Raw genomic sequence first — 14,291 nt, forward strand, 5'->3', positions numbered from 1 at the left:
ATGGCCGACGGCGACGTTCTGGCGGGGTTTGAGCGTTTCGAATTCGACGACGGGCGCTGGACGCGGGAGGTGTTCCGCATCGGGTCCGGTCCGGCGGTGATCGTCATCCACGAGGTCCCGGGCCTGCATCCAGGCGTCCTGGCCTTCGCCCGCGATCTGGCGGACGCCGGTATGACCGCCTTTTGCCCCAGCCTGTTCGGCCAGCCGGGCAAGCCGGTCGGGCGCGGCTACGCGATCGGCGAGATCTTCAAGAACGTCTGCGTGCGGCGGGAGTTCGTCGCCCTGAAGGACGGCCGTTCCAGCCCGATCGTCGACTGGTTGCGGGCCCTGGCCCGCCAGGCTCACGCCGAGTGCGGCGGCAAGGGCGTGGGGGCGGTGGGCATGTGCTTCACCGGCGGCTTCGCCTTGGCGATGATGACCGAGCCGGCCGTGGTGGCCCCGGTGCTGTCCCAACCCTCGCTGCCGCTGAACAGGCCCGGCGGCCTGGACTGCTCGGCCTCGGAACTGGCCTGCGCCCAGCGGCGGTTCAAGGACGAGGACCTGTCGCTGCTGGCCCTGCGCTTTTCCTCCGACAAGCTGGTGCCCGACGCCCGCATCGCGCGCCTCAAGGCCGAGTTCGGCGACAAGGTCGAGGTGGTGGAACTGGCCGACGAAGACGCCGCCCCGGGCCAGCCGATGGCCCCGCACTCGGTGCTGACCCTGCACCTGCACCGCTCGATCCCCGACAGCGGCAGCATGAGGGCGCGCGACAAGGTGATCGCGTTCTTCAAGGCGAGGGTGGGGGCCTGAGGCTGGACTTCCGCCTCCGACAGGCCTAGAGACCCCGCCTTCCGATTTTCCCCGCGCACCGGCGTTCGATCCGCCGGCCGGGCCGCAAGGACGACCGCGCCATGAAGCGCCATACCGACAACAAGAAGGGCGCCCCGGCGGGCCCCTCGCAACGCCAGCTCCGCGCCGGCGAACTGATCCGCCACGCCCTGGTCGAGATCCTCCGCGAGGAGGAGCTGGCCGACGAAGCGCTGCACAACGTCTCGGTCACGGTCTCCGAGGTGCGGATGAGCCCCGACCTGAAGCACGCCATCTGCTTCGTCGAGCCGCTGGGCGCGGGGCTGACGGGCCAGGACACGACGGACATCATCAAGGGCCTGAACCGGGTCTCGAAGTTCCTGCGCGGCCGTCTGGGACGCTCGATCGACATGAAGTTCACGCCGGACCTGAAGTTCATCCACGACGAGAGCTTCGGGACCGCCGCCTATATGGACAAGCTGTTCCTGGATCCGAAGGTTCAGCAGGACACCCGCCGGCTGTCCGACGTTCTCGACGAAGAAGACGAGGACTAGGCCATGGCCCGCCGCAAGAAGGGCGACGCGGTTTCGGGCTGGCTGTGCCTGGACAAGCCCTACGATCTGACCTCGACCACGGCGGTCTCCCGGGTGCGCCGGGCGTTCAACGCCCAGAAGGGCGGCCATGCCGGCACGCTGGACCCGCTGGCGACCGGGATCCTGCCGATCGCCCTGGGCGAGGCGACCAAGACCGTTCCGTTCCTGATGGACGCCGACAAGGCCTATCGCTTCACCATCGCCTGGGGCCGTGACACCACCACCCTGGACCGCGAGGGCGAGACGACCGGAACCTCGGACGTGCGGCCGACCCGCGAGCAGGTCGAGGCGGCCTTGCCCGCCTTCATCGGCGAGGTCGATCAGGTCCCGCCGAACTTCTCGGCCATCAAGGTCGATGGTGAACGCGCCTATGACCTGGCCCGCGACGGGGTCGAGTTCGAGCTGCCGACCCGCAAGGTCGTCATCCACGACCTGAAGGTCGTGGCGCAGGCCGACGCCGACCACGTCACCCTCGAGATGGAATGCGGCAAGGGCACCTATGTCCGGGCCGTGGTCCGCGACCTGGCCAAGGCGCTGGGAACCTGCGGCCACGTCGCCGAGCTGCGCCGGACGCGGGTGGGCGGGTTTACCGAGGCGACCTCGATATCGCTGGAAACTCTCGAGAATTTGAGCTATGAGGCCCGGCTGTCGGAGGCATTGCTTCCGGTCGAGACCGCGCTGGACGACATCCCGGCGTTGGCCGTGACCGATGAAGACGCCTTCCGGCTTGCACAGGGACGCGCCATCGTCCTGCTTCCGCGTCAGGTGGAAACGTTGAAAGCCGAGCTTCCGCCCGGCGATCGCACCGTTTCCGCCATGTCCGGCGACAGGTTGGTGGCCCTGTGCGAGATGCGCGCCGGGCGGCTCAATCCGGTGCGGGTCTTCCAACTCACCTGAGCGGAGACAACCCGATGTCGATCACCATCGAGCGCAAGGCCGCGCTCATCGCCGAACACGCCCGCACCACTGGCGACACCGGCAGCGCTGAAGTCCAGGTCGCGATCCTCTCGGAACGCATTTCGAACCTGACCGAGCACTTCAAGACGCACAAGAAGGACAACCACAGCCGTCGTGGCCTGCTGAAGCTGGTTTCCCAGCGTCGCCGGCTCCTCGACCACCTGAAGAAGTCCGACGCCGGCCGCTATCAGTCCCTGATCGAAAAGCTGGGTCTGCGTCGCTAAGGCACAATTCGGCCGCCCCGCTTCGGTAGGGCGGCCGAACGTTTTTCCAACCTTCGTTTCGAGACAGGCCGAAACGCGAGGTTGTCGCGGATCCGCTCTAAGCGTGATCCGGACACGTAAGCCGGAGATCACGATCTTCGGGCGCCTGTCGAACTGGATGAGGAAATCTCGGGACCGCCCTTCGGCCGCCCGCCCCTGTCCGTCCTGAAGGAAATGGGTCCTTCGGAACCGAAAGAAGCAAAAATGTTCGATATCAAGCGCAAGACGATCGAGTGGGGCGGCAAGACGCTGGTCCTCGAGACCGGTCGCATCGCCCGTCAAGCCGACGGCGCCGTTCTGGCCACCATGGGCGAAACCGTCGTCCTGGCCACCGCCGTGTTCGCCAAGTCCCAGAAGCCGGGCCAGGACTTCTTCCCGCTGACGGTCAACTATCAGGAAAAGACCTTCGCGGCCGGCAAGATCCCCGGCGGCTTCTTCAAGCGTGAAGGCCGTCCGTCGGAAAAGGAGACCCTGGTCTCCCGCCTGATCGACCGTCCGATCCGCCCGCTATTCGTCAAGGGCTTCAAGAACGAAGTCCAGGTCGTCGTCACCGTGCTGCAGCACGACCTCGAGAACGATCCCGACATCCTGGGCATGGTCGCCGCCTCGGCCGCCCTGACCCTGTCGGGCGCCCCCTTCATGGGCCCCATCGGCGCCGCCCGCGTGGGCTGGGTCGACGGCGCCTACGTGCTGAACCCGACGCTCGACGAGCTGAAGGAAAGCAAGATGGACCTCGTCGTGGCCGGCACCGCCGACGCCGTGATGATGGTTGAATCGGAAATCCAGGAGCTCTCGGAAGAGATCGTGCTGGGCGGCGTCAACTTCGCCCACAAGGAAATGCAGGCCGTGATCGACGCGATCATCGACCTGGCCGAGCACGCCGCCAAGGAGCCCTTCGCGTTCGAGCCGGAAGACACCGACGCGATCAAGGCCGAGATGAAGGGCCTGGTCGGCGCCGACATCGCCGCTGGCTACAAGATCACCAAGAAGCAGGATCGCTACGAAGCGATCGGCGCCGCCAAGAAGAAGGCCATCGCGGCCCTCGGCCTGTCGGACACCAACCCGGCCGGTTACGACCCGCTGAAGCTGGGCGCGATCTTCAAGGAACTGGAAGCCGACGTCGTGCGTCGCGGCATCCTGGACACCGGCCTGCGCATCGACGGCCGCGACGTTCGCACCGTGCGTCCGATCCTGGGTGAAGTCGGCATCCTGCCGCGCACCCACGGCTCGGCCCTGTTCACCCGCGGCGAGACCCAGGCGATCGTGGTCGCCACCCTGGGCACCGGCGACGACGAGCAGTTCATCGACGCCCTGGAAGGCACCTACAAGGAATCCTTCCTGCTGCACTACAACTTCCCTCCCTACAGCGTCGGTGAAACCGGCCGTATGGGCAGCCCGGGCCGCCGCGAAATCGGCCACGGCAAGCTGGCCTGGCGCGCCCTGCGCCCGATGCTGCCGGCCAAGGAAGACTTCCCCTACACGATCCGCCTGGTCTCCGAGATCACCGAGTCGAACGGCTCGTCCTCGATGGCCACGGTCTGCGGTTCGTCGCTGGCCATGATGGACGCCGGCGTGCCGCTGGTCCGTCCGGTCTCGGGCATCGCCATGGGCCTGATCCTGGAAAAGGACGGCTTCGCGGTTCTGTCGGACATCCTGGGTGACGAAGATCACCTGGGCGACATGGACTTCAAGGTCGCCGGCACCAGCGAAGGCCTGACCTCGCTGCAGATGGACATCAAGATCGCCGGCATCACGCCCGCGATCATGGAGCAGGCCCTCGCTCAGGCGAAGGAAGGCCGCGCTCACATCCTCGGCGAAATGAACAAGGCCATGGACGCCCCGCGTGAAGACGTCGGCGACTACGCCCCGAAGATCGAGACCATCACCATCCCGACCGACAAGATCCGCGAAGTGATCGGTTCGGGCGGCAAGGTGATCCGTGAGATCGTCGCCACCACCGGCGCCAAGGTCGACATCAACGACGAAGGCACCGTGAAGGTCTCGGCCTCGGACGGCGCCAAGATCAAGGCCGCGATCGACTGGATCAAGTCGATCACCGACGAAGCCGAAGTGGGCAAGATCTACGACGGCAAGGTCGTGAAGGTCGTCGATTTCGGCGCCTTCGTGAACTTCTTCGGCGCCAAGGACGGCCTCGTCCACGTCAGCCAGATCAGCAACGAACGCGTCGCCAAGCCGTCGGACGTGCTGAAGGAAGGCCAGATCGTCAAGGTGAAGCTCCTGGGCTTCGACGATCGCGGCAAGACCAAGCTGTCGATGAAGGTCGTCGACCAAGAGACCGGCGAAGACCTGTCGAAGAAGGCCGAACTGGCTCCGGAAGACGCCGTCAACACCTGAGGGTGACCGGCTCTCCGAAGTGAGAGGTTAGCGAGCGGGCGGTTCCGAAAGGGACCGCCCGCTTTGCGTTTGCGGAGCCTGCCGCCGCGCCGTCTCAAGGGCAATATTGGAAACAATAGGTTTCAATCATTTCCATATCCGCGACGATCGGTCGCGGGCATCTTCTGGTCATCGGAACAACGGGACGGGCCAGACGGCCTTCCGAACAGGGAATGACGGACATGAGCAGCGGCTTCTTCACCACCAACGACGGCGCCCAGATCTTCTTCAAGGACTGGGGTCCCAAGGACGCTCAGCCGATCGTCTTCCACCATGGCTGGCCGTTGTCGTCGGACGACTGGGACGCCCAGATGATGTTCTTCCTGGGCCGGGGCTATCGCGTCATCGCCCATGACCGTCGTGGCCATGGGCGCTCGAGCCAGACCGACACCGGCAACGAGATGGACACCTACGCCGCCGACGTGATCGCCCTGGCGCGTCACCTGGACCTGAAGAACGCCATCCACATCGGTCACTCGACCGGCGGCGGCGAGGTCGCCCACTACGTGGCCCGCGCCGAGCCCGGCCGCGTCGCCAAGGCCGTGCTGGTCGGCGCCGTGACGCCGCTGATGCTGAAGACCGACGCCAATCCGGGCGGCCTGCCGCTGGAGGTGTTCGACGGCTTCCGCAACGGCACGGCCTTCGACCGGGCCCAGTTCTTCCGCGACGTCGCCGCCGGGCCGTTCTACGGCTTCAACCGCGACGGCGCCAAGGTCAGCCAGGGCGTGATCGACAACTGGTGGCGCCAGGGCATGATGGCCGGCGTCAAGGCGCTCTACGACTGTGTCGCGGCCTTCTCGGAGACCGATTTCACGCAGGACCTGAAGACGATCGACGTCCCCGTGCTGGTGCTGCACGGCGAGGACGACCAGGTCGTGCCGATCGACGCCTCGGCCCGCCAGGCGATCAAGCTGCTGAAGAACGGCAAGCTGATCACCTATCCGGGCTTCCCGCACGGCATGGCCACGACGCAAGCCGAGACGATCAACAAGGACCTGCTGGCCTTCATCGAGGGCTGAGGCTGAACGGGCCGCGTCTCTCGGGACGCGGCCCTAGCTCTTTGGCGTCACCCGCACCACCGCCGCGTCCGGCGCGCCATTCCCGCCGCGGCACGCCGCGGACTTGAACTTCAGGTCCATGCAGACCCAGACCTCGGTCAGCCGGCCATCCTTGACGCGGACGTTCAGGCCCTCGGCCCGGAGGTCGCGATTGCGCTTCAGGAACGCCTGGCGGATCTCGCCGGCCGTCATCGTCTGGTCAGGACCGGGATCCAGGTCGGGGACGTTCAGGCCTTTGCGGATCTTCTGGGCCTTCTTGAAATAGGCCTCGGGCGTGGCCCAGTTACAGGTCCCGTGCGCCTGCCATTCGTGCTGCAGCAGCCAGGGCGAGGGCGTCATGCACAGATTGGCCTTCACCGTCGCCGGGCTCATCGGCGGGCTGGGTCGGCAGTAGCGGGGATGGACCTTGTCCGGACCGTTGGGCCACAGGCCATGTACCGTGAAACCGAAGCTGTTGTTCTGGCACTGGATGACCTTGTCCGACTCCGGGATGCCGGCGCGGCAGGCCTCGGGCGACCAGAACAGGGCCAGCAGATAGGCCGCGATCGGCACGTCGGCGTGGATCTCGCTCACCGGCGGAATCTCGGCCGGGGCCGGGGTGACCACCGGCGGGACCGCGCAGGCCTTCAGGCTGGAGGCCTGGGCGCCGGTCGTCCCGAGACCAAGGGCGGCGAGGGCGGCGAGGGCGGCGAAAGCGGCGGCGCGGGCGGTTTTCATCTCTGGCTCCAGACTGCGGCGCGGATAGGGACCCGCGCCGCGTCCGGCGTCAAGCGAGCCTCAGCGGCGCGCCTCGGTGGCCATGCGCACGGCCAGGCCGCCCAGGACCGTGGCCATCAGCCAGCGCTGGACGATGGCGAAGCTGGGCCGCGTGGCCAGGAAGGTCGCGATCCCGCCGGCCATGAAGCAGATGGTCCCGTTGACGCTCAGCGAGACGGCGATCTGGCTCAGGCCCAGGGCCAGGGACTGGGTGAAAACCCCGCCATGCTCGGGCCTGATGAACTGCGGCAGCAGCGACAGGTACAGCATCGCGGCCTTGGGGTTCAGGATGTTGGTCACGAAGCCCATGGTGATCAGCTTGGCGGGACTGTCCTTGGGCAGTTCGCGCACCTGGAACGGCGAGGCGCCGCCGGGCCGGATCGCCTGCCAGGCCAGCCAGGCCAGGTAGAGAGCCCCGCCGAAGCGCAGGACGTCATAGGCGATCGGGGCGGCCATCAGCAGGGCGGTGATGCCCAGCGCCGCGCATAGCAGGTAGACGACGAAGCCGGCGGCCGTGCCGATCAGCGACACGATCCCGGCCCAGCGGCCCTGGCAGATCGAGCGACTGACCAGGTACAGCATGTTCGGGCCGGGGGTCAGGGCCATCCCCAGGCAGACGAGCGTGAAGGCGATCCAGGTCTTGGCGTCGGGCATGGGCGCGGTCTCCGTCTTCGAAGGTTCAAGCGCCCAGGCGAACGGCATGCATGAGGCCCGCGCTTCCCGAGGGTCGCTTCCCTCCGAACGCCAGTCGCGCGAACGGGTGAAGCTTTAGCATGAGGAAGCCGGAGCGGCGATTGAATCCCTCTCTCTAAGAGAGAGGGGATACACGGCGCTCTATCCTCGGAATTCGCAAGATCGAGTCCCGCGAAATCAATGGCTTGTCGATTTTAGACGCCGCTGAATGATCCGCGTTCAGAACCGCCCCCATACTGCTTCTCACCTGATGGCGCGGAAGGGACGTCCGGCCGGCGATCGTGACGGCTGTCAGGGGTGGTCGAGCGGGAAGCGCTCGCCGGTCTTCCTTCGGGAAGGCGTCTTCGCGACGGCTCCAGCACGGGCTCCCTGAAACATCGGGACGAAAGGCTGGCGGCGAGGATTTCGGCGGCGCGACAGGTCCGGGCTGAAATCGCCCGGGCGTTCCGGGACCGGGGTCGTCGCCCCGGCCCGCCCGTCGGGGGCCTCTCGTGAGAGCGGGTTAAGACCCCGCGCCTCGTGGGCTCATCGGATAACGCGCCACGCGGAGCGTCCTGGCTTCGTCGAAACGGTATCAAACTGCTCATCCTCCGGGCGAGACCCGGCGCTCCGCGTCCCTTTCCATCCCTTCAGCGGTCTCCGCGTGAAGCGGCTCTGCCGCGCCTTTCCGCAACAAAGCGTCGCCTTTTCGCCCCATAAGCCGCGATTGCGAGCGATTATCATTGCGAGTGCATTGCAACAGCGATAAGACGCCCGCGAATTCGAGACGGCGCGCCCTCGACGGCGCCCCTGGGGACAGGACCGACAATGCGTAATCCGAACTCCGCCGCCGCCAACGCGGCCGGCGTCGTCAGCCGGCCTCGCCGCGCGCTGAGCGCCTCCGGCGTCGCCGGCCTGGCCGGCCTGGGCCTGGCCCACGTCGCCGTGGCGGCGGAAGCCGACGCCGCCGCGCCCGTCGCCACCGCGCCCGCGACCGCCGAGACCAACGAGGTCGCCGGCGTCAGCATCAATGCCAAGCGCGTGGCCGATCCGTCGTCGAGCAAGTTCACCGCCCCGCTGGTCGACACGCCCAAGTCGGTGACGGTCATCCCGTCCAAGATCATCGAGCAGACCGCCGCCACCTCGCTGACGGACATCCTGCGCACCTCGCCGGGCATCACCTTCGGCGCCGGCGAAGGCGGCCAGCCGCTGGCCGACCGTCCGTTCATCCGCGGCTCCAGCTCGGGCAACAACATCTTCGTCGACGGCGTCCGCGACAGCGGCGGCCAGACCCGCGAGATCTTCAACCTCGAGCAGGTCGAGGTCGTGAAGGGCCCCGACAGCGCCTACAGCGGCCGCGGCTCGGGCGGCGGCAGCATCAACCTGTCGTCCAAGACCCCGAAGGCCGAGAGCTTCGCGCGCGGCTCGGTGGGGGTGGGCACGGACGAATACATCCGCGCGACGGCCGACCTGAACCACGCCTTCAACGACAATGTCGCGGTGCGGGTGAACGTGCTGGGCACGCAGGGCAATACGCCGGGCCGCAAGGCCGTCGACTTCAGCCGCTGGGGCGTGGCCCCGTCGCTGGCCGTGGGCCTGAACGGCGACACCCAGCTGACGCTCAGCTACTACCATCTCGACACCGACCAGACGCCCGACTACGGCATCCCGCTGACGACCAAGACGACCCAGCCGCGCACCGCCTCGGGCATCCTGGCCGTCGACCGCCGCAGCTTCTACGGCATCGAGTCGCGCGACTACCAGAAGACCAAGTCGGACATCGCCACCTTCGCCATCGACCACGCGATCAGCGACGACCTGAACGTTCGCCAGGTGGTCCGCTATTCGAAATCGCTGAACGACTACATCGTCACCAATCCGGGCGACGGCGGCGCGGCCCAGTTCGTCCAGGGCCAATGGTGGATGAAGCGCGGCACCAAGACCCGCTGGAACCCGACCAAGACCATCGCCGCGGTGTCCGACATCCACGGCAAGAAGACGTTCCTCGGCCTGGAAAACAGCTTCGACGTCGGCATCGAGCTGAGCCGCGAGGAAAACCTCAACGCCACCTACTCGACCTTCACCACCTCGGGCTCGGCCTGCCCGACGGGCTTCACGATCGCCGCCGCGACCCTGACCAGCCTGGGCGCCGGCGACTGCACCCTAGTCTACGCCCCGAACGACAAGGACGCCTGGACGGGCGTCATCAACCGCAGCCCGGCCGCCCGCAACGTGGCCAAGACGGCGGCGATCTACGGCTTCGACACCATCAAGTTCAGCGACAAGCTGCTGCTGAACCTGGGCCTGCGCCACGACAGCTACGACAGCGCGGGCGTCGACGTCGCCACCACCCAGGCCAACGGCGTCTTCACCTCGGTGACCTACACGCCGCGCAAGGGCTCGTGGGAGTTCACCAACTACCAGGCCGGCCTGGTCTACAAGCCGACCGAGAGCTCCAGCCTGTACGTCTCGTACGGCACGTCCTCGACCCCGCCGGGCATCTCGGGCGGCGACCAGAACAGCAACACCTCGACCGGCACGGGCAACCTCGCCACGAGCCAGCTGATCCCCGAGGACAGCGAGAGCTTCGAGGCCGGCGCCAAGGCCAATGTCTTCAACAACACGCTGGCCCTGTCGGGCGCGGTGTTCAAAACCACCCGCCAGAACGCCCAGATCCTGGTCGGCCCGGGCGCCAACGACTACGCCCAGGTCGGCGAGGTCGAGGTGAAGGGCTTCGAGCTCGGCTTCTCGGGCAACCTCACCCCGAAGTGGCAGGTGTTCGGCGGCTACACCTACATGGACAGCGAACTGGTCCGCGGCGCCATCACCATCTCGAACGGGACGGTGGTCGCCAACGTCAACCAGGGCGACCCGCTGGCCAATACGCCCAAGCACAGCTTCTCCAGCTTCTCGACCTATCGCGTCACCCGGGCGATCTCGCTGGGCGGCGGCGCCTACTATGTGTCGAAGAGCTTCGGCGGCAACCAGGGCGGCGCCGGCGGCGGCGCCAACAAGATCTACGCCCCGTCCTACTGGCGCTATGACGCCTTCGCCTCGTGGACCATCAGCCCCAAGGTCGACCTGCAACTGAACGTCCAGAACCTGACGGACGAGCGCTACATCGCCCGGACCAACGGGGTGCACCACGCCGATCCGGCGCCGGGTCGCCAGGCGATCCTGACGTTCAATGTGAAGTACTGATCCGGATCAAGGGCGGAGGCGGCTCGTCGCGCTAAGAGCGAGTCGCAACAAGGAGCGGTCCCGATGATGCTGCAGATCCCGGAAGTGCTGACCAAGGCCCAGGTGGCTGAGTGCCGGGCGATCCTGGACGCCGGCCCCTGGGTCGACGGCAACATCACCTCGGGCTTCCAGGCGGCGCGGGCCAAGACCAACCAGCAGCTGCCGCAGGAGAGCGAGGCGGCCCGCGCGGTCGGGGCGGCGATCCTCAAGGCGCTGGAGGGTAATCCGCTGTTCGTCTCGGCGGCCCTGCCCAACTTCATCCTGCCGCCGATGTTCAACCGCTACGGCGAGGGCATGGGCTTTCGGGACCATGTCGACAACGCCATCCGCCGCGATCCGGTCAGCGGCCGCACCCTGCGCACCGACCTGTCGGCGACCCTCTTCCTGGAGGAGCCCGAGGACTACGACGGCGGGGAGCTGGTCGTGAACGACCTCTATGGCGACCATGTCGTCAAGCTGGCGGCGGGGGACATGATCCTCTACCCCAGCACCAGCCTGCACCACGTCACTCCGGTGACCCGGGGCATGCGCACGGCCAGCTTCTTCTGGATCCAGAGCCTGATCCGCGACGACGCCAAGCGCACCATCCTGCTGGACATGGATGTCGCCATCCAGCACCTGGCCCGCAAGCTGGAGCCGGACGAGCAGGGGATCCTGTCGCTCACGGGCGTCTATCACAACCTGCTGCGGCAATGGTCCGAGGTGTGACGGATTCGGATAGCGCGTTCACGGAACGTCGCTCGCCTGGAACCATAAGTTTACGGTTGTGTCCCACGATCCGCCCAACTTAGCGGAGACCGGATGTCCAAGGCGTCGATCCCCGATGCGACCTCTGACGCGCCCAAGCCGTTCGGCGGGGCCGAGGCGGCGCAATGGTTCTTCGACAACGCCTGCGACCTCTTCGTGGTCGTCTCGGCCAAGGGTCGGTTCGTCACGGTCAACGCCGCCTGGACGGCCGTCACCGGCTGGACGCCCGAGGACCTGGTGGGGCAGGCGACGATCAAGTTCGTCCATCCCGACAGCCAAGCCGAGCTGATCGACATTCCCCGACGTCTCAACGAGACGGGCGCAGCGGCGAGCGAACTCAAGATCCTTCGCAAGGACGGGCACTGGGTCTGGCTGCAGGGCCGGGGACGCCTGGGTCCCAATGGCGAGCTGGTCGGCGTGTTGCACGACGTCTCGGCCGAGGTCGAGGCCCGCGCCGAGCTGGAAGGGGCCCGCCGCACCCGCGAGCTGCTGGCCGAGGCGGCCGGCGTCGGGGTCTGGAGCTACGAGCCCGAGGGCGAGCGCATCGACTGGTCGCCGGACGCGCTGGCGCTGCTGGGCCTGTCGCCGGCCGATGTCGACAGCGGCGCGAAGTTCCTGGCCCGGCTGCCGGACGAGCAACGGCAGAAGGTGAACGACGCCTTCGTCCAGGCCAGCCGGACGGGCGAGGGCGGCACGGTCGAGTTCCGGCTGCGCGCCGACGACGGCCGCTGGCTGACGTTCCGCAGCACCTATCGCGCCGAGGCGCGGCCGGGTCAGCTGTTCGCGCTGAAAGGCATCTCGCAGAACATCACCGAGGTGGCCCGCAGCCGCGACAAGGCCATCTGGAGCGAGCGCCGGGCCCGCCGCCTGATCGAGGACGCGCCGTTCGCCGTGGCGGTCTACGACCTGGACATGCGGCTGCGGCTGGTCAGTCCGCGCTTCCTGGAGATCTTCCGGTCCACCGAGGTCCAGGTGATCGGCAAGACCCTCTCCGAACTGACCCATGGCGGCCGTCGCCGCTTCGTGGCCGCCGTCAGCCGGGCGCTGACGGGCGAGGTCGTCGCCCGCCGCGAGGACCGTCTTCAGGACGCCGACGGCGTCGAACGCTCGTACCGCTGGGAGGCCCGCCCCTGGCGCGACGTCTCCGGCCAGATCGTCGGCGTCATCACCTACATGGACGACGTCACCGCCCTGGCGAAGGCGCGGCGCGAGGCGCGGATCAACGCCCGCCGGCTGAAGGTCGCCCTGGGGGCGGCGCGGGCCGGGGTCTACGAGATCGACCACGAGGGCCAGAGCTTCTGGGGCTCGCCCGAGCTGCACCGGATGCTGGGCCGTCGGGTCGGCTACGAGGACGTCCGCGAGGCCGTCTGGCCCATGATCCACCCCGAGGATCGCGACCAGCTCTACGCCGCCGCCGCCGAATGGCGGGAGACGGGCGAGTGGGGCGCGCATGAATGCGACGTCCGGGTGCTGTCGCCCAGCGGCGAGGCGCGCTGGGTGCGGGTGTTCCACGACGTGCGCCGCGACGCCGCCGGCCGGGCCCGCAAGGCGTTCGGCCTGGTGCTGGACATCGACGAGAAGAAGAAGGCCGAGCTGGCCCTGGTCGCCGCCGAGCGCGCGGCCCAGGCGGCCAACGAGGCCAAGGCCCAGTTCCTGGCCAATATGAGCCACGAGATCCGCACGCCGATGAACGGGGTGCTGGGCGTGATGCACGTGCTCAAGCGTGAGCTGCCCGCCGGCGACAGCGCCGACCTCTTGGGAGAGGCCCTGGCCGCTGGCCAGATGCTGTCGACCCTGCTGGACGACGTCATCGACATCTCGCGCATCGAGGCCGGGCGGCTGGACCTGAACCGCGAGGCCGTCGATCCGCGCGACCTCGTCAGGGGCGTCGCCCGCCTGCTGGCCGGCCAGGCCACGCACAAGGGCTTGCGCCTGGAGCTGGACCTGGCCGACGACCTGGGCTGGATCCAGACCGACCCGACCCGCGTCCGCCAGGCGCTGTTCAACCTGATCGGCAACGCGGTGAAGTTCACCCTGAAGGGCTCGGTGACCGTTAGGCTCCGCAAGGAGCCTGGCGCCCGGAAGCCCCGCCTGGTCTTCGACGTCGTCGACACCGGCGTGGGCGTGCCGCTGGAGGCCCAGGACAAGCTGTTCGAGCGCTTCCAGCAGGCCGACGCCAGCACCACGCGGCGCTTCGGCGGCTCGGGCCTGGGCCTGGCCATCACCCGCAAGCTGGCCCAGATGCTGGGCGGCGAGGTCTCGTTCACCTCGACGCCGGGCCAGGGCTCGACCTTCACCCTGACGATCGCCGCGCCGCCGGCGGCGGCCCCGGACGCGGCGCCGACCCACGCCGAGGATCTGCTGGACGGCCTCAAGGTGCTGGTCGTCGAGGACAATCCCACCAACCAGCTGGTCGCCCGCCGGATCCTGGAGCAGTTGGGCGCGGCCGTCAGCGTGGCCGACGACGGCGTCTCGGGCGTGGCCGCCGCCCGCGACGGGGCCTTCGACCTCATCCTGATGGACGTGCAGATGCCCGGCATGGACGGCCTGGAGGCGGCCCGCCGCATCCGCGCCCTGCCGGGTCCCGCCGCCCGCGCCCCGATCATTGCCCTGACCGCCAACGTCATGGCCCACCAGCGGGCCTCGTATCGCGCCGCCGGCATGGACGGCGTGGCCGCCAAGCCGATTTCCCCGGCCGCCCTGGTCGCCGAGATCGTCCGCCTGTCGCAGGCCGGGCCGGACACGCGCGGCGCCGTCGCCTAACCCCGTTCCAAGAGCCCTCCCCTTGGCTCCTGAACCACGCTAAGCAGGGCTCAAGAACGGGG

11 protein-coding genes and 1 riboswitch are annotated in these 14,291 nt (G+C 68.0%); of the genes, 9 read left to right on the top strand and 2 right to left on the bottom strand.

The features are described 5' to 3' along the window. The 6 genes from K8940_RS00200 (at position 1) to K8940_RS00225 (ending at position 6,012) form a co-directional block, all read left to right on the top strand. Entirely contained in the window at positions 1-789 is a 789-nt protein-coding gene (locus tag K8940_RS00200; RefSeq protein ID WP_223392538.1) for a dienelactone hydrolase family protein, read from the top strand. Between the two features lie 101 nt (positions 790-890). Next, a complete protein-coding gene (gene rbfA, locus K8940_RS00205) occupies positions 891-1,340 on the top strand; it encodes a 30S ribosome-binding factor RbfA (protein WP_223392539.1) in 450 nt (149 codons plus the stop codon). Between the two features lie 3 nt (positions 1,341-1,343). Next, positions 1,344-2,276, top strand: coding sequence for a tRNA pseudouridine(55) synthase TruB (truB, locus tag K8940_RS00210; protein ID WP_223392540.1), 933 nt, complete (start codon positions 1,344-1,346; stop codon positions 2,274-2,276). Positions 2,277-2,290: 14 nt separating this feature from the next. Continuing rightward, positions 2,291-2,560: a 30S ribosomal protein S15 gene (gene rpsO, locus K8940_RS00215; RefSeq protein ID WP_096052942.1), complete on the top strand. Its 270-nt coding sequence runs from the start codon at positions 2,291-2,293 to the stop codon at positions 2,558-2,560. 243 nt (positions 2,561-2,803) lie between these two features. Continuing rightward, complete coding sequence (pnp, locus tag K8940_RS00220; protein ID WP_223392541.1) at positions 2,804-4,954, top strand: polyribonucleotide nucleotidyltransferase; 2,151 nt, start codon at positions 2,804-2,806, stop codon at positions 4,952-4,954. A 221-nt stretch (positions 4,955-5,175) separates the two neighbouring features. Continuing rightward, positions 5,176-6,012 (top strand): alpha/beta fold hydrolase, encoded by an 837-nt coding sequence (locus K8940_RS00225; RefSeq protein WP_223392542.1) that lies wholly within the window; start codon positions 5,176-5,178, stop codon positions 6,010-6,012. Between the two features lie 33 nt (positions 6,013-6,045). Here the strand turns inward: K8940_RS00225 and K8940_RS00230 are convergent, their stop codons facing one another. Beyond that, entirely contained in the window at positions 6,046-6,780 is a 735-nt protein-coding gene (locus K8940_RS00230; RefSeq protein WP_411675608.1) for a ribonuclease T2, read from the bottom strand. Between the two features lie 48 nt (positions 6,781-6,828). Beyond that, positions 6,829-7,461, bottom strand: a complete 633-nt coding sequence (locus K8940_RS00235) for a LysE family translocator (RefSeq protein ID WP_223392544.1) — start codon at positions 7,459-7,461, stop codon at positions 6,829-6,831. A gap of 24 nt (positions 7,462-7,485) precedes the next feature. Continuing rightward, a riboswitch (ZMP/ZTP riboswitch) is annotated at positions 7,486-7,569 on the bottom strand. Positions 7,570-8,307: 738 nt separating this feature from the next. On the opposite strand from K8940_RS00235, the gene K8940_RS00240 reads away from it, so the two are divergent. The 3 genes from K8940_RS00240 (at position 8,308) to K8940_RS00250 (ending at position 14,229) form a co-directional block, all read left to right on the top strand. Further along, positions 8,308-10,680 (top strand): TonB-dependent receptor, encoded by a 2,373-nt coding sequence (locus tag K8940_RS00240; RefSeq protein WP_223392545.1) that lies wholly within the window; start codon positions 8,308-8,310, stop codon positions 10,678-10,680. Positions 10,681-10,743: 63 nt separating this feature from the next. After that, a complete protein-coding gene (locus tag K8940_RS00245) occupies positions 10,744-11,427 on the top strand; it encodes a Fe2+-dependent dioxygenase (protein WP_223392546.1) in 684 nt (227 codons plus the stop codon). Positions 11,428-11,520: 93 nt separating this feature from the next. After that, positions 11,521-14,229: a PAS domain S-box protein gene (locus K8940_RS00250; protein WP_223392547.1), complete on the top strand. Its 2,709-nt coding sequence runs from the start codon at positions 11,521-11,523 to the stop codon at positions 14,227-14,229. The last annotated feature ends 62 nt before the right edge of the window (positions 14,230-14,291 follow it).

The organism is Caulobacter segnis (assembly GCF_019931575.1).
Classification (GTDB): domain Bacteria; phylum Pseudomonadota; class Alphaproteobacteria; order Caulobacterales; family Caulobacteraceae; genus Caulobacter; species Caulobacter segnis_C.